Origin of the sequence: Pseudoalteromonas sp. MEBiC 03607 (assembly GCF_004792295.1) — a bacterium.
Classification (GTDB): Bacteria; Pseudomonadota; Gammaproteobacteria; order Enterobacterales; family Alteromonadaceae; genus Pseudoalteromonas; species Pseudoalteromonas lipolytica_C.
In genome coordinates this window covers 2728326-2751337 of the sequence record NZ_SRRY01000001.1, presented here as the reverse complement: position 1 = coordinate 2751337, position 23012 = coordinate 2728326, and the positions used below count along the sequence as shown (strand labels likewise).

The window sequence follows — 23012 nt, the reverse complement described above, 5'->3', positions numbered from 1 at the left end:
ATCAAGATAATCACTAAAGTCTGCTTTGTATTCTAATAAAACACATAACTTACAAAGTGTTAAACAATTGCGCCAAGACTAAGTAGCTGATAAGTTGGTTTTTCCCATTTTGGGGTAAGCCTACTATTAAGGAAAATATAATGAAAAAGTTAGGAATGGTACTGTTATCTCTCGCTGCATTTGGTGCCTCAGCTGCAGAAAGTTTGCAATTAGACCTTAACCTTTATTTGAATAATCAACTTGTAAAAACGCACGTTGTTAAAACTGAAGAAGACAAAACTGAAACAGTCACTGCAGATGATATTCTTAAATTTGATGTAACCCCTACGTTGAACGAGCAAATTGTGACACTAACATCAGCACTCTATAAATTTGAAAATGGCTCTTACAATAAATTTCAGGAACCTAAGTTAATGGTAAACCTTAACGAACCTGCAACGATTGAGGTTGGAACTGAGGGTGTTGAAGTGTACAGGATTGAAATAACAGCAAGTAAAATATAATTGCTAACTATCTACCCAGGTGTTTATTGAAAATACTAAACACCGAGTAGTGCAAGAAATCATTAAAATGACTAAGTAGTGAACTAATAAAAAATAGATTTCAATAAACAAGATAAAAAGTACCTAAAATGCTTGATTTGAGTATTTTAAGGGCATTAGCTCCTAGGGGAGAAAATGAATACACTAGAAGAATTGAAAGCTCACTCACCAAATTGTTTTTCGAATTTCGTATTAAAGAGTTTAGAGCTACCACAACTTCAACTTGATGAGCTATTTGTGAGCAAAGCTGTTCATTGTAAATGCGGGCACGATGCTTATTCTGTTTTAGGCCACAAAGAAGTTGAAGTTAAGGGTTTCTTTCGCAAACGAGAAAATGTGAACATTCTACCTCCGATATACCTTGAATGTTTAAATTGTGGTTCTGTGCAATTAATTTTTGACCCAGAAAAATATGGGTGGGATGGTATCAATGGCGATAACGCAAATGTTGTCGGTAAAGGAAAGCCTGTTCCTCTTGGTTTCGAAGGCAAGGTTGCTATTTTATACAGCTATCAAGGTCTAGAAAATTACGTGGATATTTCCTCGGAATTTGGTAGAGATATGTTTGATACTTTTGGTTTGTATATTTATAACCATAATAAGCTAGAGCCTATTATTAATTGTGAATGCGCATAATTTGCGATTCAGATTTGAATCAATCTACTTAGATAGTGCGATTTTAGTATTATTTAATTCACTGATTAGCAAACGGAAATTTTAAGGAAAGCAGATGCAAAGTAAACACTTTACAATCAAAACCATGACCAAGAAGGAAGTCGAGCTCATGATTGATTGGGCTGCAGCAGAAGGCTGGAATCCAGGCCTTAATGATGCAGAGTGTTATTTTGCTGCTGATCCTGAAGGATTTCTGGTTGGTTTTCTTGGCGATGAGCCTATTGCTACAATTTCTGCCATTAATTATCACGATGCATTTGGCTTTATCGGCTTTTACATTGTTAAACCCGGTTACCGTGGCAAAGGTTACGGAATACAAATTTGGAATGCCGCGTTAAAGCGCCTTGAAGGGTTGAATATCGGCCTTGATGGTGTAGTGGAACAGCAAGAAAACTATAAAAAGTCTGGTTTTAACCTGGCCTATCGCAATATTCGTTTTGCAGGAGTCGGTGGTGGTAATTCACGGCAAAATTCAGATATTGTTGATCTTGCCACTGTGCCATTCGAAATTATTGACGCATACGAACAGGCTTTTTTCCCAGTAAATAGGGCAAACTTTACTAAAGCCTGGTTAAGCCAACCCCAATGCGACGCTTTGGGCGTAATGAGCAATGGGGAATTGGCAGGATACGGGGTAATTCGCAAATGCCAGAATGGCTTTAAAATTGGCCCTCTATTTGCCGACTCACCACAATTAGCTGAATCTTTGTTCCTTGCTTTAAAATCTAAAGTAAGTGCATCTGAAGCTATTTTCCTTGACACGCCAGAAATCAATCAAGCTGCTGTTGCTTTAGCACAGAAGTACAACATGCAGGTGTCATTTGAAACCGCCAGAATGTATACCGGCGACTCTCCGAGTTTGCCATTAAATCGTATTTTTGGTGTGACTTCTTTTGAAATCGGCTGAGTTTATTGGGGTGAGCGACTAATCGGTTGTGAGAAAACTAAAAATTTATCACGTTAAGAATTAGACGCTTTTATTAACGAAGATTCATACTACTGCTAGCACCTAGCACCTAGCACCTAGCACCTAGCACCTAGCACCTTTTTCTCTTTCCCCTTACAACTTTACCCTTTCCCCTAAGATGTGCATATACGCACAGAAGCTGTTCGTTTTACGCTATTTTCATTATATAAATCCTAAGCTAAGCTGTACTTAGTTTCGTAATTCTCATAGGAAATGAGTATGTTAAAGAATTCAAAGTCAAGTTATGGCTGGGTCGCCATCTTAGTGCACTGGTTAATGGCTCTAGGGGTGTTTGGTTTGTTTGGCTTAGGCGTGTATATGGTTGAGTTAACCTATTATGATGCATGGTACAAAGGCTCTTTGGATTTACATAAAAGCGTGGGTATTACCTTAGCGGCATTATTGTTGTTTCGTTTTGGTTGGCGCTTGTTAGGTACTCAACCTGAGCCTGTTGCTGGTAGCTCAAAGGCAATGAATCATGTTGCTCACTCAGTACATAAACTGATTTATTTAGCTCTAATCGTTATTGTGACATCGGGCTATTTAATCTCTACGGCTGATGGCCGTGCAATTGAAGTATTTAATTTATTTGCTGTACCGGCATTACCCGAGTCGGTCGCGAACCAAGAAGATATTGCAGGTAAAATTCACTTTTATGCCGCGTATGGGCTAATAGCTGTGGTTGTTTTACATGCTTTAGGGGCACTAAAACATCATTTTATCGATAAAGATAAAACCTTAATTAGAATGATCAAACCATTGAAGGATGATTAATATGAAAAAATTACTATTAGGCACAGCACTAAGTGCTGCACTTTTCTCAACAGCTAACGCAAATGCAGCTGACTACGTTATTGATACAGATGGTGCGCACGCATTTGTTACTTTTAAAATTAAGCACTTAGGTTACAGCTGGTTACATGGTCGCTTTAACACCTTCTCAGGTGATTTTAGCTATGACGATAAAGCTCCTAATGCTTCTAAAATCAATGTAACGATTGATACTAAAAGCATCGACTCAAATCATGCCGAGCGTGATAAGCACTTACGTGGTAAAGACTTCTTAAATGTTGATAAATACCCAACTGCAACATTTAAAAGTACATCAATTAAATTTGATGAAGACGGTGATGAAGCGGATGTTACAGGTGAATTTACCTTAAATGGTGTTACTAAAACCATTACTTTTGAAATTGATAAAATTGGTGAAGGTAAAGATCCTTGGGGTGGTTACCGCGTTGGTTTTGAAGGCGAAACTAGCCTAAAACTAGCTGACTATGGTATCGACTACAACCTTGGCCCAGCATCAACACATGTTGATATTGGTTTATTTATTGAAGGTATTCGTAAGTAACAACAGTTTAAATCAGTGCCGCTTAATGGGCGGCACTTTCATTTCTTTTAATTAATCTCTTTTCCAAAATAGGCTGCAAATTATCGGGTAGCCACCTTATCATCACATCGTGAAAAGCCTGAGTATGGGCTATTTTTTCAAGCGTAATATCTAACTGTTTTATATGCTCACTACCTTGTTCGTTATTCGTACAGCCAATATAACCAAGGCTTAAATCGGGCGCCTCTGACAGTGTCAATTGTGTGAGCTCATCTTCAAATCCCATTGAACGAGCTAAATAGTAGTGCTCGCTGGGGTAGCCAAGCAGTATATCAATTCGTTTCTTATTAAGCATGTATGTCAAACTTGCTAAAGTGTCGCGACCGGGTCTTGAGATAATATTGGCATCATGGCTGGTGTTTATAACATTATCTATGTCTTTGCCAAATGAGCGACTCATAGACACTCCAAGAGCAAGGTGCTTATCTGCAAGTAATGTTTTTAATGAAACAGGCTTTGCTGTGTTCAGTTCTAGAGTGTTCACTAACTCTTTTCTAATTGCTATAGAAGGGGATAACCCAACTGTTGATGTATGTTTAGAAAAAACAATATGCTGACGGCGATGCTCACTTTGGTACAAAGATAGCATACAGTAATTATTATATGGATTTGATAGCTCATGCACTGCGCGACTTGCAGGAAAGAGGGAGCGCTTAAAAGTGTAATCAGGCATCGCTTGTTCAAGCAGTTTGATTACGCTCTCATCTCGCCCTGTACCTTCATACTTGTCATTCATGATGTAGTAGGGAGCAAAATCAACCATGATCCACTCAATGACTTTTGGTTGTTCAGTTGCCTGTGAAACAGCACTGCAAAAAAATAACAAAAGCAACCAGAAACGACGCATTGTTACTACCTATAATTAAGTATTGTTAAATCTAAGTTTAGCAGGGATTTAGGTTTGTGATAGTAGGTATGTAGACTATAACGCCAGCATTGTAGCTGGCGTTAATCGGTTGGTTTTAATTGGCTTTTAACCACTTAACAAATTGACGGGCATCACTCGCCTTTTGGAAAATGGCATTTTTCAAGCCCTGCGTGTCACTAAAGATTACACGCTGTTTGTTAACCGAAATTGATTGCACTGGATGTGCGATTTGGATCAAAGATCCATTGTATTTATATGACATAATAAAACTCACTCTTTCTTTTTGTCTGTGTCTGTAGAGCTTTAAAAGGCATTAAAAAATACAGACCGACATTTGTTGTCTTGCATACAGTGTTGACTAAGTTTGTGACAGTTTAGTGATGATTTATAAATTCATCTAAATGTCATTTAGCAACTCGGGTTGCAAGTGATTATACGAATATGCGGGAATTACTGGATCAAGGTAAGGGGTTAACCGCGAGGTTTTTTTAAAACCAGAGGACTAGATTACGTTAAGATTTTTCATAGTGCAAGGTTTATTTTTTAAACACAGCAATTAATTTCTGGATATTTTTTCGAAACAAGTGTAGTGTGAATTGGCACAAAAACAACAATAAATAGGTATGACCATGAATTACCTGTTAGTAACGGATATTTTCGGGAAAACTGCGCATTTAACCCAGCTTGCTCAGCAGCTTCGTGGCAAAACGTGCCTATGTGATCCATATTCGGGTCAAATTCAACTTCCTATTAATGAACAGTTTCAATATCAACACTTTCTGACTCATTGTGGCCATGACGGTTATCTCGAAAAAGTGCATCTGAAAATGTCATCCTTGCGTGAGCCTACAACAATTATCGCGTTTAGTGCTGGAGCAACAGCTGTTTGGCGTGCTCAAGCAGAGTTGAAAAATACAGCGATAAAACGGGTTATTGCTTTTTACCCATCACAAGTGAGAAATCACCTTGAGCTTGAAGCGTCTATTCCATTTAGGTTTATTTTTCCTAAAAAAGAAACGCATTTTGAGCTTGCTCCGGTGGTGTCTGCTTTAAAAGCCAAAGCAGGTGTTCAATGTGATATTACACAATATGAGCATGGGTTTATGAACCCTTTATCAGATAACTTTAATCAACGCGCTTTTCAGTATTTTACAAAACAACTTTTGCTCAGCCATGATTGCGAACAACTCGTGACTAATGCATAAAGACTAGTCTATAGTTATTACTAAACAATATTATAAGTAATAGCTATGACGGACCATTCAAATTACAGCCACTTTTTATCGAACCCTGTTGCTAAACCTCCCTGTCGCATGACGAATGCGCAAATGTATGGTTTTTTTGTTTCAGCATGTGAGCAAAAGATGCAGGCTTATGTTGATACCACATTGAATTTACTGGCTACAGATTCAGTCTCTTTTAATGTATTAGGTAGCAGTTGCTTGCTCACCTTTACTGACATAGAAAAAATCTCCTCTTTGACACCTCCCTTTTCAGAGCATGGGTGGATGCAAGAAACGGATATCATTATTTGGCTTCCCGTAGCAAAAATGGTCAAGGGAGATATTAATCACCTCTATTGGTATCCGGCGTTTATCAGCGTAAATAACATTTATGCTTTAATTAATGGCAGAGAGGCGTGGGGTTACAATAAATATTTATGTGAATATCAAATGCCATCTGCGTTAGATGACGCTGGTCGGTTTGCTATATCCCTTGAATGCTTTGATGTGTTTAAACCTGATTCTAAATTAGCAATGCATGAGTTGCTAACTATTGAGCAAACGGACGCGAGTATCTCTGAAAATTTGCTCGACAACGTTTCACGATTTTCAAAACGCGTTGCTGATTTATTTGACTCTCAAGTTAAAGGTATTGACTTAGCACTGCTAAAACAATTGTTAGAGGGTTTCATTCATCCCCAGATGGATCAAATTTTGTTTAAGCAATTTCCCGATGGAGAGGGTAATAAAGCAGTTTATCAGAGCGTGGTTCATTCACCGTCTGTAATCAAAAAAGTCCATCAGTTAACACTTTTGCACAATGATTTTAAGCTTAATGTTAAATCTCTGGCGAGTTTTCCGCTTAATGACATGTTCGGCATAGCACTTGGCAAACAATCTGTTCACTTACCGTTTTACGTCAATATGGATTTTGACCAACTTGGCGCGACTCAAGTTTTACCAGAGTAAAGGATAACCATGCAAAAAGAAAAAATTACTATTGTCGGTGGCGGTGTAGCAGCAATGACCGCTGCAGTTTATCTGACAGAGCAGTCAGACTGGCAGCAACATCGTGAAATAACCGTGTATCAACAGGGCTGGCGCTTAGGAGGCAAGGGCGCAAGTGGTCGTAATAGCCATTTTGGTCAGCGTATTGAAGAGCATGGTTTACATGTGTGGTTTGGTGCTTATGTAAATAGTTTTCGTACCCTTGAAGGAGTATATAACTCACTCAACCGACCTGCTAGTTGTTCGCTGGCAACCTGGCAGCAGGCATTCAAACCGCATAGTTTTATTGCTTTGCAAGAATTTATTGATAACGAATGGCAAACTTGGCCTATTGATTTTCCAACAGTTGCTGGAAATCCTGCTGATGGCAGCCTTGATATTTCGGTGTGGGATTTTATCACCATGACATTAGCATGGCTCAAAAAATGGACAGAAGGCATTGAGCTAGTGTGTCAGCAGCACCAAACTAAAACAAAATTGGTGACCAAAAAATCACGAGATCAGTCTTTACTTAAGTATATGTACCAAGAGATCAAAACGGATATTGATACGCAGCTTAGTGGGGCAAGGCAATTTATCGATGATATTGAGGCGGGAGCGGCAGAAGTAGTATCAAGCCCTCGCTCATTACTGACGCACTTATTGCAGTTTACTTCGCAGCAAACAACCCACACAAGTAAACAAGCTGATCGCCTCGTTATTTGGTATATCGTTCGCAAGATAAAGCGTTGGTTCAAAGAGCAGATAATTGACTTACTGGATGAAAACGCAGAATTAAGACGACTTTATATCTGCGCTGACTTAGCCATTGCTATGCTCACAGGGCTGATAAAAGATAAAGTCTACCGAGATGGCTTTGGTGTCATTAATTGCTACGATTTTCGTCAGTGGCTTGAAAAAAATGGAGCTAATAAAACTTACAGTGTGAATTCAGCACCGGTACGCGGTTTTTATGATTTAGTGTTTGCTTATCCAAATGGTGATTTTAACAAGCCGAATGTTGAAGCCGGTGTGGCTGCGCTTGCTATGTTACGTATTGGCCTTTGCTATAAAGGCGGTGTAATGTGGAAAATGCAAGCGGGTATGGGCGATGTTATTTTCGCGCCAATTTATGAATTATTAAAACAGCGTGGCGTTAAGTTTAAGTTCTTCCATCAGTTAACTAACTTATCTGCTGGGCAAACTGACCAAGGTGAGCCGCTGGTAAGTGAAATAGAGCTTTGTCAGCAAGTGAGCCTAAAAAATGAAGACTATGCGCCGTTAATTGATGTTAAACAATTACCTTGTTGGCCAAGTGAGCCAATTTACTCACAAATTAATTCTGAACAAGCACACCTTCTGCAAGAGTATCAAATAAACCTTGAGTCTTTTTGGAGTAACTGGCCAGAAGTTTATCAAGAGCACTTTAATACAGCACTGCCATCTATCACTCTTCGTCATGGTATCGATTTTGATACGCTTATTTTAGGTGTGTCGGTTGCTTCACTTGAGCATGTAGCCCCTGAATTACTCGCTGTTGATTATGCGCTCTCTCAGCAAGCAACAAAAGTTCAAAGTGTGGCTACGCAAGCTTGCCAAGTCTGGTTGAATAAAACTAACCAGCAACTGGGTTTTAAAGACACAGTGCCAAGCAATGAGGGGCCTATTTTAAGTGGTTTTGTTGAGCCGTTTGATACCTGGGCTGCGATGGGTAATTTAGTCGATAAAGAAGATTGGCCAAGCGACAGTGGCCCAAAAAATATTGCTTATTTTTGTAGTGCATTTAGTTGTGATAGTTACCCTCCTGCAACTGCACATCAGTTTCCAGAGCAAATGAAGGCAGAAGTCAAACGCAACATGCATAATTTGTTTAGTTCAGATATGCAGGCACTTTGGCCTGATGCGTATGTTGATAACAAATTTGATTGGCAGGTTTTTTATAGTGATCCTCACAGTATTTTACCAGTATCAGAACAGCAGTACTGGCGCGTTAATATAGACCCCAGTGAGCGCTATGTGTTATCTGTGGTTGATTCGAGTAAATACCGCCTTGCAACTGATGGTAGTCAGTTTATCAATTTACGGATCACTGGCGATTGGATAAAAACCGGAGTTAATGCGGGCTGTGTTGAAGCTGCTGTAATGGCTGGTATGCAAACGGCACGTTCTATTTGCGGTCTACCCAAAACGATTAGCGGTGAACATGCGTTTGAAAAAGAATGATCATGCTGATGGCAATTATGGTGTTGATTACAAATAACTAGTCTTTGTTATTTGTATGCGACTTTAATCTTTGTTTTGGTCTATACTAAGCTGGAAATTACAAGAATTTAACAGGTTTCCCTCTTTTAAGGTCAAAATGCGAATGAAGCGTCCTTTTCTTATTGATCCAAAGCTGAAGACACTATCTTGTTCAAGCATGGTACTCTGTGTCATTGCAAGCGCTGTTACGCAGGCTGCAGAGACTAGAAAAGACATGGAAGTCATTAGTGTATACGCACAAAAGCGTCCTCAAGCAATTGAAGACGTTAGCGTGGCGGTGAGCCAAGTGAAAGGACAATTACTCAAGAATCAACATATTAAAGATTCAACTGAGATTGGTTTATTCTCACCTAATGTAAAAATAACGCAAAACGCCGCAGAGGGGACACCTCCCGCAGTAAGTATTCGTGGGGTGGGTCTTCTTGACTACAACACCGCAAATACGTCACCTGTTGCCATGTATCTTGATGGTGTGGCTGTTGGCTCAGCCAATAACCAAATTGTGAATTTGTACGACATTGAGCAACTCGAAATTTTACGCGGCCCACAAGGGACTTTATTTGGTCGTAATTCAACGGGTGGTGCTATCCTTATTCGCTCAAACCGACCTGAGCTTGATAGCTATGGATCATTGAGCTTAGGAGTAGCCAATAACAATGGCACGAGCCTCGATGGCGTGTGGAATCAGCAATTAACTGACTCTAGTGCATTACGTGTTGCTGTTAACTATCAAGACTACCAATACTCAACAAAAAATACCTTTGCAGACTCACCAACGGCAGGCATGGAGCAAAAAAATGCCCGTATATCTTTTTCGTCTGAATGGGATGAGGTTGATCTTTACCTGCAAGCGCATATTGAAGATTGGGACGGTATTGTCCAGCCTGTAGGGAGTATTGGTGTTGTAGCGAACCCTTTAACCGGAGAACTTTGTTCACCAGCAGATGCGGGGTCAACACGCTGTTTTGATAACTTTGGCTTTAATGATGGTAGTGATGACTTTTTTGAGGTAAGCGTAAATAATGACTCACCTCATAAATCTGATGGCTATGGCTTTATCGCTGAAGTAAATTGGCATGTAAACGAGCAAACTACATTTACTTCATTGTCGAGCTTTAATGATCTTCAAAGAAGCCATGCCTTTAATTGCGATGGTTCACCAGCTCGCTTATGCGAAGGGGTACTTGGGTTAGATACCCAAATGTTTAGCCAAGAATTTAGATTGTTAAATGAATTTGCAGATTACACGCTAACGAGTGGTGTTTATTTCGCGGATGAAACCATTGAGCAAGATAATTTAAATGATATTTTACGCGATTTTCGCGGCATTTTACCAACAAACTTAACTGCTACCTTTATCTACGATAATGAAATCAAGATGCAGAATTTGGCCGTGTTTAGCCAAATTGAAGTGCCTGTCGCAGAACAGTGGATGATTACAGCAGGTCTTAGATATGACTATGAATCACTAGAGTATGACTCAATCGCCACATTAAATACCGTGGTTGATGTGAACGATTTAACTGGTGTGCTGGTGCCATTTTATCGCGTTACTGATGAGCAATCAGATAACGGTTTTACAGGGCAAATTGCGGTTAATTACCGTTATTCTGATGCAAGCAATGTTTATTATCGATTTGCAAATGGCAGTAAAAGTGGCGGCTACAATGGCGGATTCTTATCATCTGAAGAACAAGCAATTTTAGCGAATTACGGTAAAGAGCGCTTGAATGCCCATGAAATTGGCTTAAAGTCGTACTGGCCTAAGCAACACTTAAGAATGAACTGGGCGGCGTTTTATTATGATTACAACGACCAACAAGTGTTTATGAACCAAGCGTCAGAAACACCGCAAATGCCGCCTGTGCAATTACTTGAAAATGTTGCTGATTCAATAATCTATGGCCTTGAAACTGAAATTAACTATCAAGCAACTAAGCAATTAGCCATGTTACTTGCAGTGGGTTATATCCCCCATGCAGAATTTGAGGACTATGTTGACCCACTTGGTAATAGCATTACCGATAATCAACTGCCTTTCACCTCTAAATGGAATGTATCAGCGGGATTAAAATACGATACCAGCTTAGCGTCGTATCCGTTATCGGCCAACATTATTTACGATTATCAGTCTGAGTTTTATTTTGATCAAAACATGAATCCCTATGCCCGCCAAGAAGGCTTTAGTATTGTTAATGCGCATCTAAAATACGATGTTGATAATTGGTCATTTACTTTGTGGGGCAAAAATTTATTTGATACTGAATACAGTCAGTTAAAGTTCGATTTAAGCTCGTTCCTAGGCATGCTTGAAGACTTTAAAGGAGAAGGGAGACGATATGGTTTTGACGTTTCTTTTCAATTTTAATTACCAGCAGGCTTGTTGTAGTGAAGGAGTCTAGTGAATGCGGTTAAAGCTGTGTATTTGTGGTCTGCTTTTTCTATTGTTATGTTCTTCGGCCTTTGCACAAGAGACATTTGTATACACGAATGTCTCAGCGGAGCAAAACCTGCATGATGTTGGGCAAGTTTTAAGTGCAAACGATAATATGTTTCCGTCGTCAGTGGCTGAGATCTCTAAATGGCGCGCAAATAAAAAGCCACAATCTCGTATTAGCTCAGTCGGAGGCAGTTATTGGCTAATCGTTGAAATAGAAAATCAAAGTGAATTTGAAGATTTAGTACTTTATCCCTACAACACACTTGTATCAAAAATAGAAAGTCGAATCTACGACATGACTGATCCAAACTCACCGGTTCAGCAGTTTGTTACAGGCGGTGTAAAACCAAATCAATTTGCCTTTCACTATGGTAACCGCTTATCTCTTGAAAAAGATAAACACTATACGCTAATCACTTATTTTGAAAGTGATTACTTTTATACCCCAGCAAAACTGGTACTAACACCTTATCAAGATTATTTTGAAACCATTACTCTTGAAAATATGATCATGATGCTCTGTTTTGGAGTGGGGATTGCGTTAGGGCTTTATAATTTATTAATATATTTAGTCTCACGTGATGTTACTCACCTTTACTATGCGTTATTTACGGCATCTTGGGTGTTTGCATGGAGTCATTTTTTTCATATATCAGACCAGTTGTTTGGCTACTATAACCCGCACCTTCATTGGCTAGGTTTTGCCTTAACACCATTAACCAATATTCTGTTTTACAATAATTTACTCAAATTAAAAGAAACGTTCCCTAAGCTCGCTCAATTATCCTTAACGGTAGGGGTTATTGCGACTTTAGGCATCCCTTTTTGTGTTTTATGGCCAAGCTTTGGTTTTTATTGGGCGACATTAGTTACCGGTGTTGCTTTGTGTTTAGGCTTGTACATTGGTATTCGTTGTATGCTGATTGGCTTTAAGCCGGCACGTTATTTTGTGCTTGCCTATATTGCCATGATGCTACCGAACATGGTCGGGAATTTAACTAATTTAGGCTTGTTGCCAGCCACCTCAATTAATTTGTATTTATTGGGTTTGATAGGCACGGCAATGGACGCTATGTTGCTAGCATTTGCTGTTGCTGACAAGTTTAGGTTATTACATGATGACAACGTAGAGCTAAACAAAAACTTAGAAGAAAAAGTACAATTAAGAACCTTAGAGCTTGAAGAGTTGGCTGATGAATTACGAGATGCCAATGAAGCCAAAAGTCGCTTTTTGGCAAATATCAGCCACGAAATTCGTACCCCAATGACCTCAATAATTGGCTATGCAGACGGCATTATGCTTGGTGATATCAAGCCTCATGAGCGTAATCATGGTATTGGCGTTATTTTACAAAATAGCCGCCATGTTTTTGGGTTAATAAACGATATACTCGATATGTCAAAAATTGAGGCAAACAAGCTAGAGATTGATTTAGTCGAAACAGATTTGTTTGCCACCATTGCCAATATTGAGTCGTTGATCGGTAAGCAAATACGCGATAAAGGCTTAAAATTCAGTGTGGATTATCAGTTCCCGTTGCCAGACTACTTGATCACCGATCCGAGTCGTTTAAGGCAAATCTTATTAAACCTCACAACCAATGCCCTTAAGTTCACTCAAGTGGGGCGTATAACCTTAACGGTGAGCTGTCATAACGATAAGTTGTCGATAAGCGTAAAAGACACCGGTATCGGCATGACAGACAAAGAGCAACAAGCCTTGTTCAGTGCCTTTTATCAAGCGGATTCTAGTATTTCTCGCCAGTATGGTGGCACCGGGCTTGGCCTTAACATTTCAAAGAGCCTTGCGCAGAAATTGGATGGTGATATCAGCGTTAAAAGTAATGTGGGTTCTGGCAGTGAATTTATTTTCACCATGTCGGTGTACACCACAGATAACACACGTTGGCTCAATGACATGAGCGAAGTGAAGCTTATTGAAACCTCACCATTTAGTAAACTCGATGCGCCAGAAAATCTAAAAGGGCGCGTGCTACTTGCTGAAGACCACCCAGATAACCGACGTTTAATTGCACGAATATTAGAGCGTATGGGGCTGACAGTGACCACCGTTGAAAATGGCAAAGACGCTGTGCAAGCAACCCTCGAAGACAGCTTTGACCTTATTCTACTGGATATTCAAATGCCGATTATGGACGGTCAAGAAGCATTAAAAATGATGCAGGCAACAGGTGTTACTGCACCTATCATTGCCCTAACAGCCAATACTATGAAACATGAAGTCACCCGTTATATGAAACAAGGCTTTAATGATTTAATAGCCAAACCAATCGACAGAAATGGCTTTAGCCACAAAATTGCCAGCTATTTAGATTGTGATGAATTGGCAGACATCAAGTTGCCCGAAAAAGAATTTCAGGCCCTCAAAGATGACTATATTAAAGGCCTTGAAAGCCAGTATGTAGAAATGCGTGAACAGTACAAAAACATGGATATCGATGGTTTAAGTAGAAATGTGCATATGTTAAAAGGCGCAGCCAATATGTTCGAATGTGAAAAGCTTTATGTTAAGGCCGTTGCCGTAGATACTGCGCTGAAAAACGACACCGTCACGATTGATACACAACTTATCGCCTCGTTGTTCTGCGCTATGGAAGATGAAATAGCCAATGTCATTCACTAATAATTGATACATCAATTAGTTGAATGCTCGTTATTTCGCTATGAGCACAGACAAATTAGCTATTTCTTGATACTAATAATGTTAAAACATATTGCTTGGAAAGTTTGATGCAGTATCAACACATTTCGGTGCCAGCAAAGGGCGCACAAATTACTATCGATAGTAAAGGGCGATGGCATATTCCTGACAATCCGGTTATTGCTTATATTGAAGGCGATGGTGTTGGCCAAGATATTTCTCCTGTAATGCGTAATATTGTCGACGCTGCGGTGAGTCATGCTTATCAAGGTGATAAACAAATACATTGGATGGAAGTGTTCAATGGCGAAAAAGCTGCTGCGCTTTACGATGGTGATTGGTTCCCGCAAGAAACCTTACATGCTGTCAGGCAATATAAAATTGCTATCAAAGGGCCGTTAACTACTCCTCTTGGTGGTGGTTTTCGTTCTTTAAATGTGGCTCTTCGTCATGAGATGGATTTATTCGTAAACATGCGGCCCATTCGCAGTTATCCACACTTACCATCACCTTTAAAAGAACCTGAAAAAACCAATATCACTGTAATACGCGACAGCTCTGAAGACGTTTACTCGGGCATTGAGTGGCAGGCTGGCAGTATTGATAACGAGCGTATGCTTGATTTTTTGTGTCAAGAAATGGGTGTTACCCGACTTCGTTTTGATAATCAATGCGGCATTGGCATTAAAAATAGCTCGAAAGAGGCTGCAGAGCGACTAATGCGTTACGCGCTCAACTTTGCCCTTAAAGAGCGCAGTGAATCACTGACGGTGGTGCACAAAGGCAATGTACTTAAATTTACCGATGGCGCATTTAAACGTTGGGCATTTGCCCTAGCTGAGCAAGAGTTTAACGCTATAGCGCATGAAAATGGTCGTTGGTTAGTGATCAAACGTGACGAGCAAGATGATTTAATCATCAAAGAAGTGATTGCCGATAACATGCTACAACAAGCGCTGCTCACCCCAGAGCAATTTGATGTGGTGGTAACAACCAATCAAAACGGCGATTACTTAGCTGATATGCTAACCGCACAAGTCGGTGGCGTGGGTATTATGCCTGCGGCAAACTTAAATAATGAAGTGGCCTTTTTTGAACCGACTCATGGCACATTTAATCGCATTGCCGGGGAAGACAGTGCAAATCCAACAAGCAGTATTTTAAGTGCGGTCATGATGCTACGTTTTATGGGCTGGCACGAAGCGGCGAATAAAATAGAAAAGGCGCTTGAACAGACGCTTAGCGCAAGTGAAATGACGTTTGATTTGGCTAACCTAGTAGCCGATGCGACGATGCTTAGTTGCAGTGATTTTGCAAAAAGCATCATCGCGCGAATAAGTAACTCAAATAATGAACCATATTAAGCGGCATTGGCGCTTTTAACTGCGTAGACACATGGTTTACCTGTTAACTGTGCTGCACGTTGGTAAATGTGCTCTGCACCTGGTTCGTTACTTGTTATGCCTGTTAATGTGTCCATTAACGCTACCACTAAAATTGCCGGTACTTGGCAACAGTATTCATCGAGTACTGCGGTTGTAGTTTGCGCATCTACATGACAATGCGGGTGAGTACGTACTGTGCTATATGCTTTTAACAGTGTGTCTGCTTGTAAAACATCATCATCTTGATGTTTGGTTTTACGGCATTGGCAGCCAAACTCATCAACCATTGTTGCCAGTGTTTGGTAAATTTCTTCGCAAGCTAAATCGCTTTTTTTACAAAGCTGCTGCTCGATGAATGAGTGTAATTGACCATTGATGTAAAGGCCGTCCTGTTGAGTGAATTGCGCTGAAGTTTCCATAATCATTTTCTCTTTGTTTATGTGCTTAACTTCACTCTAGCCCTTCACTCATTATTTATGAAATTGTTGTTTTCAATAACTGATATTGATTTTATCAATATTATGTTGTTTTTAGCGATCAGCCACCGTACCGGCAAAGGCAAGTAGCTCTCTGCGCAGCCACTGGTGCGGGTTTGCGTGATGTAACAAAGGGCTCCATAACATTTTCACTTCAATAGGAACTATTTGAAATGGCACTGGACTTATCACCAAATCAGTGTGTTTTGCTAATAACATGGCTTGGCGGCGAGGGAGTGTGGCGATAAGTTTTGGTGATTGGCACAGCAAGCTTGCCACCATGTAATGGCGGGTGAATACACGAATATTGCGGGTTTGTTCTAGTTGCCATAAGGCCTCATCGACCCAGCCGAGTTTTTGGCTGCCTGATTTATTCGTCACGGCCGCTTCTACGCCCCAACCAGCCCGATTCACCCAAATGTGCTCTTGTGCAAGGTAGCCTTGGAGGTTTTGCTGTTGTAAATAAGGGTTGTCTGGGTGTGTTAAGCAGCAGTAATTGTCGCGCCACACACTGGCTTGATGGAATGAGCGGGGCAGGCCGTTAAAGCGGTTAATAGCAAGGTCGATGGTGCCTTTTTCCATATCCTGAAGGTTAACATCGCTTGGGCTCAAAATATCAAAATTAAGCCCCGGATTTTTTGCTAGCTGCTGGGTAATAAACGGCGCAATAAGCGTTGATTCTAAGTAGTCGTTTGCCATGATGCGAAACGTAATATTTGCGGTGCTCGGGTCGAAGACCTCACTTGGCTGAGTAATTTCTTCGGCCATTTTTAACAGTGATTCTATTTCGGGTTTAAGGCTGAGCGCTTTTGCGGTTGGCGTCATTGTGCCAGCGGCTCTCACTAATAATGGATCATCAAACAAATCACGTAAACGCTTAAGGGCGTTACTCATTGCAGGTTGAGTCAAAGCCAGTTTATTGGCGGCTTTAGACACACTTTGTTCATCAATGAGGACATTTAAATACACCAATAGGTTGAGGTCGACGTGTCTAATATTCATTTGATCAATCTTATTTATTATCTTTATTAATTACCTAAATTAAAGCGCGCTTGCTATTGTGTGTAAACAAGGCAACTAAAATAATCAGCATAAGCGATAAAAATAATGCCACAGCAGAGTTCAAATTTGGCTGTTAAATCACACAGCGAACAGTTAAATCAGGTCGTAGCGACTAAGCTTGCCCGTGCGGTGTATGCTGGCTTTGAGGCTATGTTTGCAGAGTTTTTAAATATTACCCTCGGTGCGCAAAGTCGCTTTGAACAGCGCCAGTGGCATCAAGTTCAAGGGGCTATGAAATCGCGATTGCAGGTTTACGAGGGGCAAGTCAAAAAGGTAAGCCAAGCGGTAAAAATTATTGCTTATAGTGAAGTGGACGACCCAGCGCTTTGGCTATTAGCCAAACAAATATACGCAGAGATGGTGCAAAGCCACGAAAATCAGCCCATTGCTCATACGTTTTTTAATTCAACCTTCGGTGCAATCTGGGACTCTCGAAAAATCCGCAATGTGCACTTGTTTGTACTAAAAGCGCGCTATCAATTGGGGCCAAGGCCCTTTGATTCATTGGTTAGCCGTATTTCCCTGCAAAATGGCTTTGAAACTGCCATCAGCAGCTTGATCAAACGTCATGTGTTTCGCTCACAATACGCTAACTTTGCTGATGATGTTGCCATGTTACAGCGCACCTTGATTGCTGGAGCAAAACAGCAATGCCCACAAGTTTATGAGCTGCTTGCTCTTAACGATGGCTATATTGAATACGCTAATTCATTGTTTTTTAGAAATAAAGCCTGTTACATCATAGGTCGCTGTATTGCGAAAAATGGCGATAACATGCCATTTGCGATTGCGCTATTAAACAGTGAAAAAGGTCTGCACATTGATGCTGTGATGATGGGAGCTGATCAACTAAGCTTGTTGTTTGGCTTTGCGCGTACATATTTTATGGTCGATACTGACCAACCCGCCCGATACGTTGATTACCTCAGTGTTTTAATGCCTCATAAGCAACGCTTTGAGTTGTTTAATGCCATAGGCTTTATCAAACACGCGAAAACCGAGTTTTATCGTTACAAAGTTGATACTACGCGTAATAGCCCCGTTGATGATAAATACACACTTGCGCCGGGGACGCCGGGCATGGTGATGCTGGTATTTACCACCCCAGGCTCAGATTATGTGTACAAGGTCATTAAAGATAAATTTAGCGCACCAAAAACGGCTACCAAACAGCAGGTGATGGCTAAATACGACTTTGTTAAACAAGCCGACCGAGTAGGCCGGCTAGTTGATACCCATGAATTTCGTTATTTAGCATTTGATTTAAGCCGATTTAGTGAAGAGCTTATAGAAACAATGCAGCAGCAAATTGCTGATAGCCTAGTGATTTCGGGAAATGCACTTATTTTGCGCCATGTGTATGTAGAGCGCAAAATGACACCGCTTAATTTGTACATCAACGACTGTGATGAGCGAAAACTGCAGCAAGTTATGGTTGATTACGGTAAGGCAATAAAAGAGCTCGCGGGGGCTAATATCTTTCCCGGTGATATGCTGATGAAAAACTTTGGTGTAACCCGTTGGGGAAGAGTGGTGTTCTATGACTACGATGAAATTTGCCCTTTGACAGAGTGTCAATTTAGAGAGCTGCCAAAAACCGAGGATTCATTGGATGAACTCAGTAGCGAGAGCTACTTCGATATTGCCGAAAACGACATATTTCCGAGCCAGTTTAAAATCTTTTTTAGCGCAAATAAGCGGGCGTTTGAGCACTTTAATGCAGCCCATCAAGATATATTTACAGCTACTATGTGGCAGCAACTCCAAGCGGCTATAAACGATGGGCAATTGCTTGATGTATATCCTTATAAACAGTCTTGGCGTTTTTCTTCGATGAGAGCTCAAATGAAAAAATCTCACTCTACAACTGTTTAATAGGAACATAGTGTTAGCGTATGCTGTTTAAAAAGCTAAGGAACGCACTATGAAAAACACACTGTTTTTATCGAGTTTATTTATTTCGTCCATGGTAAGCGCCAATCCGTTACTGGGTAGTTGGCAATTTGTTGAAGGTAAATATGCGACCAATGACGGCTATGTGACGGCAAAAGCGCCAGAAATAACCTCAGTTAAACTGATTACGCCCAGTCATTTTAGTTATATCACTCAAAAGCAAGGCAACTTTCATTATGCTGGTGGCGGCAAATATGTTTTGCAAGACCAGCAATTTATCGAAACTTTTTCCTATGGTAATGTACCTTCATTACTTGGCAAGACTATGGCATTTGATTACAAAATAGAAGGTGACTTGTGGCACCACACCTTGTATGAAAGTGGCAAATTAGTCGAAGCTGAGGTCTGGCAACGAATTAAATAGAAGGTGATATGCGTTATATTAAGCACGAAGACTCACAGTTACATTTTGCGCAAACAGATAAACCAACTCTAAAAGATAACGAAGTTCTTATTGCTGTAGCGGCGATCGGCGTTAATCGCGCAGATTGTTTACAGCGACAGGGCAAATATCCAGCACCCAAAGGTGACAGTGAAATATTAGGTTTAGAATGCGCCGGTACCATTGTTGAGCAAGGTAGTGCAGTATCCGGTGACTGGCTTAATAAACGCGTTTTTGCCTTGTGTGCGGGCGGTGCTTACAGCGAGTATGTTGCCGTTGATGCAGCGCAAGTCATGCCGTTACCAGATGAAATGACAATGGCACAGGGCGCTGCTATCAGTGAAGTATACTTAACGGCTTTTTCTGCCTTATTTCAATTTGGTCAGCTCAAAGCGGGGCAAACGGCACTGATCCATGCGGGAGCCAGTGGTGTAGGTGGTGCGGCAATTCAAATGGCAAAGCGCGCAGGCGCTCAAGTAGTGATTACCGCGGGTAGCGATGAAAAGTGCGAGCATGCCAAGCAGCTTGGCGCAGACCATACTATCAATTATAAAACCACCGACTTTGTAGAATATTTTAAAGCCAATAATTTACAGGCCAATACCATTGTTGATCCTGTATCAGGAAGCTATTTAAATAAAAATGCTGCTGTTGCAGCCATGGATTGCCAAATTGTGATGTTAGCATTTTTAGATGCACGCTTTGCTGAGGTTGACTTTGCAAGGCTACTTAGTAAGCGAATTTCATTTCATGCATCAACGTTACGTAACCGTTCAATTGAATTTAAGCGCGATTTAAAAGAGCAGTTTATATTGCGCTTTTATGATGATTTGGCTAAAGGGTTGTTCGATTGCAATATCTATAAAACCTTAAATTGGCAAGAGGCAAATGAGGCGCACCGCATTTTAGATAACAACGAAAATTCGGGAAAAGTGGTTCTGTTAGTTGAATAACAGCAATTTGCCCATATTATTGGTTTTATTAGTAGTTAAAAGTAAAGGTTAGTATGAACCCAATTATTGCAATGCTCAAAGAGCACAATGTCAGTGACGAAAAAGTGCGTGAGCTGTTCCAAGCGTTTATGGAAAACCCAATGATGGCAATGGGTTTGGTTCAACAGTTAGGTATTCCACCAGAGAAGCTCCAGCAACTGATGGCATTAGTGATGACTCAGCCACACCTTATTAAAGAAGCGGCTGAATCAGTTGGCATCAGTGATGATGAAGTTGAACAAGCCAAAGCGCAGTTCAAAAATCAGCAGTCATAAAATTGAATGATTCGAATTGAAAAAAGGTTAGCTATTTGGCTAACCTTTTTTGTTAGTATTATTGATACGAAAACACGTCGTCCAGTTTTTTATCAAACAACTGTGCAATCTTAAAAGCCACCTCAAGAGAGGGGGAATATTTACCTTTTTCAATTGCTACAATGGTTTGCCTTGAAACACCAACAGCCTCTGCTAATGCTTGTTGCGTCATTTCATTGTGATGAAATCGAAGTTCTCGAATGGTATTACTGAGCTGTTTTGTCATTTAGCTGTCTCTTCGATATAAATACGCTTTGCTAGCAATAGTAATAATTTCACTCACTAAAAAACCAATAATAAGAAAGTGCATAATATTATATAGATCAGAGACCTCAGGTAACAGCATACGTCCAGACACACGCTCAATTTGCGTTGTTAAAAATACACACATTAAGATAATTGCAGAGCAAAACCAATGACCAAGTTTGGTGCTTTTTAGCTCAATAAGCTTATCGCGCTCATCATCCCCCAAGTCTGCTTCTTTGTGTTTAATACCCGCAAGCAGAGATTGCATAATGATCTCTAAGATCACCGCTACTACAACAACCTCATACAAATAAGACACCATTGTATCTTGGTTAAGCTCACCTGCAGCTTGAAGTGAATTAATCCCTAAAAGGTAATAGCTTAAAAGGCCAATGGTTACCACCAAGGTGCCCCAAATTGTCATTTCTTTGTAGCTCATCGTTATTATCCAATGTAAAAAATATTTGACTTGATGTTAAGTAAACTACTCATTACTTGTGATGTCAAATAATTTTGACATCATGTATGATATTTTTATCATTGACGTATTTCGTTACATTTAGTTAAGAACTAATTCGAACCGCAGTGGCTCTTATGAAAACAAACAACAAATAAGGAACGAATATGAACTGGCTTTTGAAAGTATGGAAAAATAACCGCTCTTTGATTTTATTTATCTGCTTGATGAGTGTTTTTAGAAGTGCGGTGGCTGATTGGTATGAAGTGCCAACAGGTTCAATGAACCCGACCATCGTTGAAGGGGATCGAATTTTAACGGATAAAATGGCTTATGATCTGCGTGTGCCATTTAGTCATATTTCGCTAATGCGCACAGATGAGCCAAAAGCCGGTGATATCATTGTATTTGATTCTAAGGCTGCAAATAATCGCTTAATAAAGCGTGTTATTGGCGTGCCGGGCGATACAGTGACATTAGTAGATAACAAATTAATCATTAACGGTAAAGCACTTGATTACGCATTAACTGATGATAAGCAAGAGCAGCAGATACTCATTGAAAACCTTGCCGGTGTTCAGCACGCTATTCAGGTATCAAAAACGCCCTCGGTGATGCAGCATTTTGCACCTGTCGTTATCCCCAAGGACATGTATTTAGCGATGGGTGATAACCGCGATAATAGTGCAGACTCGCGAGTAATTGGCTTAGTGCCTCGCAGTGAGTTATTAGGTAAAGCTAAAAGAGTGCTTGTATCACTCGATTATGATGATTATTACTTACCTCGAAAAGAGCGGGTTTTGCATGATTTATACTTAGCACCTTAGCAAAAATCCGTACAAAAATTGGCAATTTATAGTTTTATGTCTCAATATTGAAGACATAAAAATAATAAGCCAAAAGGTAAAGTATGATAATCGCTAAGTTTATTAGGTCATTTCGATGCTATTTGTTACTCGCCTTTTCAATTAGTCTCGTTGCATGTGGTTCAAGCGCAAAAAATGAATCAATAAAAGTGGATGAAACTAACAGCTCAACACCCGATACAAGTGTTGGGCTTGTCGATAATAGTGGTAGTGCTGACTATCAAATTATTATTTATGGCAATAGCCATAGCGCTAAACTAGGAGACTTGCTTGAACTGCTCATTTCCAGTGAGTTAACCAACGCTCAAGTTTCAACCCTTACCGTCAGTGGCCGCTTTTTAGATGAGATAGTTAACGCATCTGGCAATGTTGAAAAGCTACAGCAAGACAATTGGAGCCATGCTATTTTTCAAGGTCAAAAGTATTCTCAGTCTGGCTCTGTGAATTATTCTACGAGTGAGGCGGAGCGTTTGATTGCAAGTGCAAAAGAGCTGGATATCACACCTATTTTGTTTCCAGAACATCCACAGCGTGGCGATAGCAAAGAAGGCGAGCTTGTTTATCAATTGCATCTGTCGATTAGCAAAAAAGAAAAAAGCTGTGTAGCACCTATCGGCTTAGTTTGGGACAAAGCAATTGCCGCATTACCTGAGCTTAATTTTTACAGCGCAGATGGTAATCATGCTTCAGATGCAGGGCACTTACTTACCGCGATGACTTTTTATGAAGTTATAACTGGTGAGCTTGCAGATACCCTTGCTTACAATGCTGCTTTTGCTATCACCGAACAACAACACCAGCAATTTGGACAAATAATTACTCAAGTACTGACTGAGCACCCCGCATGCCCAAGCATTTAA

23 protein-coding genes are annotated in these 23012 nt (G+C 40.3%); 17 read left to right on the top strand and 6 right to left on the bottom strand.

Annotation, left to right across the window (positions count from 1 at the left end; genetic code table 11):
* The first annotated feature begins 140 nt into the window (after positions 1-140).
* From E5N72_RS12620 to E5N72_RS12600, 5 genes are all read left to right on the top strand, one after another.
* Positions 141-503 (top strand): hypothetical protein, encoded by a 363-nt coding sequence (locus E5N72_RS12620; protein ID WP_135925214.1) that lies wholly within the window; start codon positions 141-143, stop codon positions 501-503.
* A 174-nt stretch (positions 504-677) separates the two neighbouring features.
* A complete protein-coding gene (locus tag E5N72_RS12615) occupies positions 678-1178 on the top strand; it encodes a hypothetical protein (protein WP_135925212.1) in 501 nt (166 codons plus the stop codon).
* Positions 1179-1272: 94 nt separating this feature from the next.
* Positions 1273-2124 carry a GNAT family N-acetyltransferase gene (locus E5N72_RS12610; RefSeq protein WP_135925210.1) on the top strand — a complete coding sequence of 284 codons (852 nt, stop codon included), beginning with the start codon at positions 1273-1275 and terminating at the stop codon, positions 2122-2124.
* A 279-nt stretch (positions 2125-2403) separates the two neighbouring features.
* Positions 2404-2958, top strand: a complete 555-nt coding sequence (locus tag E5N72_RS12605; protein ID WP_063529650.1) for a cytochrome b — start codon at positions 2404-2406, stop codon at positions 2956-2958.
* A gap of 1 nt (position 2959) precedes the next feature.
* Positions 2960-3538, top strand: coding sequence for a YceI family protein (locus E5N72_RS12600; RefSeq protein WP_135925208.1), 579 nt, complete (start codon positions 2960-2962; stop codon positions 3536-3538).
* Positions 3539-3560: 22 nt separating this feature from the next.
* Here the strand turns inward: E5N72_RS12600 and E5N72_RS12595 are convergent, their stop codons facing one another.
* Complete coding sequence (locus E5N72_RS12595) at positions 3561-4424, bottom strand: TIGR02285 family protein (protein ID WP_135925206.1); 864 nt, start codon at positions 4422-4424, stop codon at positions 3561-3563.
* A 115-nt stretch (positions 4425-4539) separates the two neighbouring features.
* A complete protein-coding gene (locus E5N72_RS20610; protein ID WP_165381452.1) occupies positions 4540-4707 on the bottom strand; it encodes a hypothetical protein in 168 nt (55 codons plus the stop codon).
* A gap of 367 nt (positions 4708-5074) precedes the next feature.
* Between E5N72_RS20610 and E5N72_RS12590 the strand changes: the two genes are divergently transcribed.
* The 6 genes from E5N72_RS12590 to icd all read left to right on the top strand — a co-directional run bounded on the left by E5N72_RS12590 (position 5075) and on the right by icd (position 15383).
* On the top strand, positions 5075-5650 hold the full coding sequence (locus E5N72_RS12590) for a dienelactone hydrolase family protein (protein WP_168246738.1): 576 nt from the start codon (positions 5075-5077) through the stop codon (positions 5648-5650).
* A 123-nt stretch (positions 5651-5773) separates the two neighbouring features.
* Positions 5774-6637: an acetoacetate decarboxylase gene (locus tag E5N72_RS12585; protein ID WP_240704524.1), complete on the top strand. Its 864-nt coding sequence runs from the start codon at positions 5774-5776 to the stop codon at positions 6635-6637.
* Between the two features lie 9 nt (positions 6638-6646).
* Positions 6647-8878 carry an NAD(P)-binding protein gene (locus E5N72_RS12580; RefSeq protein WP_135925200.1) on the top strand — a complete coding sequence of 744 codons (2232 nt, stop codon included), beginning with the start codon at positions 6647-6649 and terminating at the stop codon, positions 8876-8878.
* 142 nt (positions 8879-9020) lie between these two features.
* Positions 9021-11285, top strand: a complete 2265-nt coding sequence (locus tag E5N72_RS12575; protein WP_135925197.1) for a TonB-dependent receptor — start codon at positions 9021-9023, stop codon at positions 11283-11285.
* A gap of 37 nt (positions 11286-11322) precedes the next feature.
* Complete coding sequence (locus tag E5N72_RS12570; RefSeq protein ID WP_135925195.1) at positions 11323-14001, top strand: 7TM diverse intracellular signaling domain-containing protein; 2679 nt, start codon at positions 11323-11325, stop codon at positions 13999-14001.
* A gap of 107 nt (positions 14002-14108) precedes the next feature.
* A complete protein-coding gene (gene icd / locus E5N72_RS12565; protein WP_135925193.1) occupies positions 14109-15383 on the top strand; it encodes an NADP-dependent isocitrate dehydrogenase in 1275 nt (424 codons plus the stop codon).
* On the opposite strand, the gene E5N72_RS12560 is transcribed toward icd, so the two are convergent.
* On the bottom strand, positions 15380-15823 hold the full coding sequence (locus E5N72_RS12560; RefSeq protein WP_135925191.1) for a hypothetical protein: 444 nt from the start codon (positions 15821-15823) through the stop codon (positions 15380-15382). The genes icd and E5N72_RS12560 overlap by 4 nt on opposite strands.
* A gap of 111 nt (positions 15824-15934) precedes the next feature.
* Positions 15935-16882: a LysR family transcriptional regulator gene (locus E5N72_RS12555; protein WP_135925188.1), complete on the bottom strand. Its 948-nt coding sequence runs from the start codon at positions 16880-16882 to the stop codon at positions 15935-15937.
* Between the two features lie 105 nt (positions 16883-16987).
* On the opposite strand from E5N72_RS12555, the gene aceK reads away from it, so the two are divergent.
* Genes aceK through E5N72_RS12535 form a run of 4 tightly spaced genes read left to right on the top strand, consistent with a single transcriptional unit; the run spans position 16988 to position 20544 of the window.
* Complete coding sequence (aceK, locus tag E5N72_RS12550) at positions 16988-18817, top strand: bifunctional isocitrate dehydrogenase kinase/phosphatase (protein WP_135925186.1); 1830 nt, start codon at positions 16988-16990, stop codon at positions 18815-18817.
* A 49-nt stretch (positions 18818-18866) separates the two neighbouring features.
* Positions 18867-19259, top strand: coding sequence for a hypothetical protein (locus E5N72_RS12545; RefSeq protein WP_135925184.1), 393 nt, complete (start codon positions 18867-18869; stop codon positions 19257-19259).
* 8 nt (positions 19260-19267) lie between these two features.
* Positions 19268-20230, top strand: coding sequence for a zinc-binding dehydrogenase (locus tag E5N72_RS12540; RefSeq protein WP_135925181.1), 963 nt, complete (start codon positions 19268-19270; stop codon positions 20228-20230).
* A gap of 53 nt (positions 20231-20283) precedes the next feature.
* Entirely contained in the window at positions 20284-20544 is a 261-nt protein-coding gene (locus E5N72_RS12535) for a DUF2999 family protein (protein WP_054561248.1), read from the top strand.
* 58 nt (positions 20545-20602) lie between these two features.
* On the opposite strand, the gene E5N72_RS12530 is transcribed toward E5N72_RS12535, so the two are convergent.
* Positions 20603-20809: a helix-turn-helix transcriptional regulator gene (locus tag E5N72_RS12530; RefSeq protein ID WP_054552938.1), complete on the bottom strand. Its 207-nt coding sequence runs from the start codon at positions 20807-20809 to the stop codon at positions 20603-20605.
* Positions 20810-21268 (bottom strand): hypothetical protein, encoded by a 459-nt coding sequence (locus tag E5N72_RS12525; RefSeq protein ID WP_135925179.1) that lies wholly within the window; start codon positions 21266-21268, stop codon positions 20810-20812. It abuts the gene before it with no gap.
* 185 nt (positions 21269-21453) lie between these two features.
* Here E5N72_RS12525 and lepB point away from each other — a divergent pair, with 185 nt between their 5' ends.
* Positions 21454-22113, top strand: a complete 660-nt coding sequence (gene lepB / locus E5N72_RS12520) for a signal peptidase I (RefSeq protein WP_135925176.1) — start codon at positions 21454-21456, stop codon at positions 22111-22113.
* Between the two features lie 188 nt (positions 22114-22301).
* A complete protein-coding gene (locus E5N72_RS12515) occupies positions 22302-23012 on the top strand; it encodes a hypothetical protein (protein ID WP_240704523.1) in 711 nt (236 codons plus the stop codon).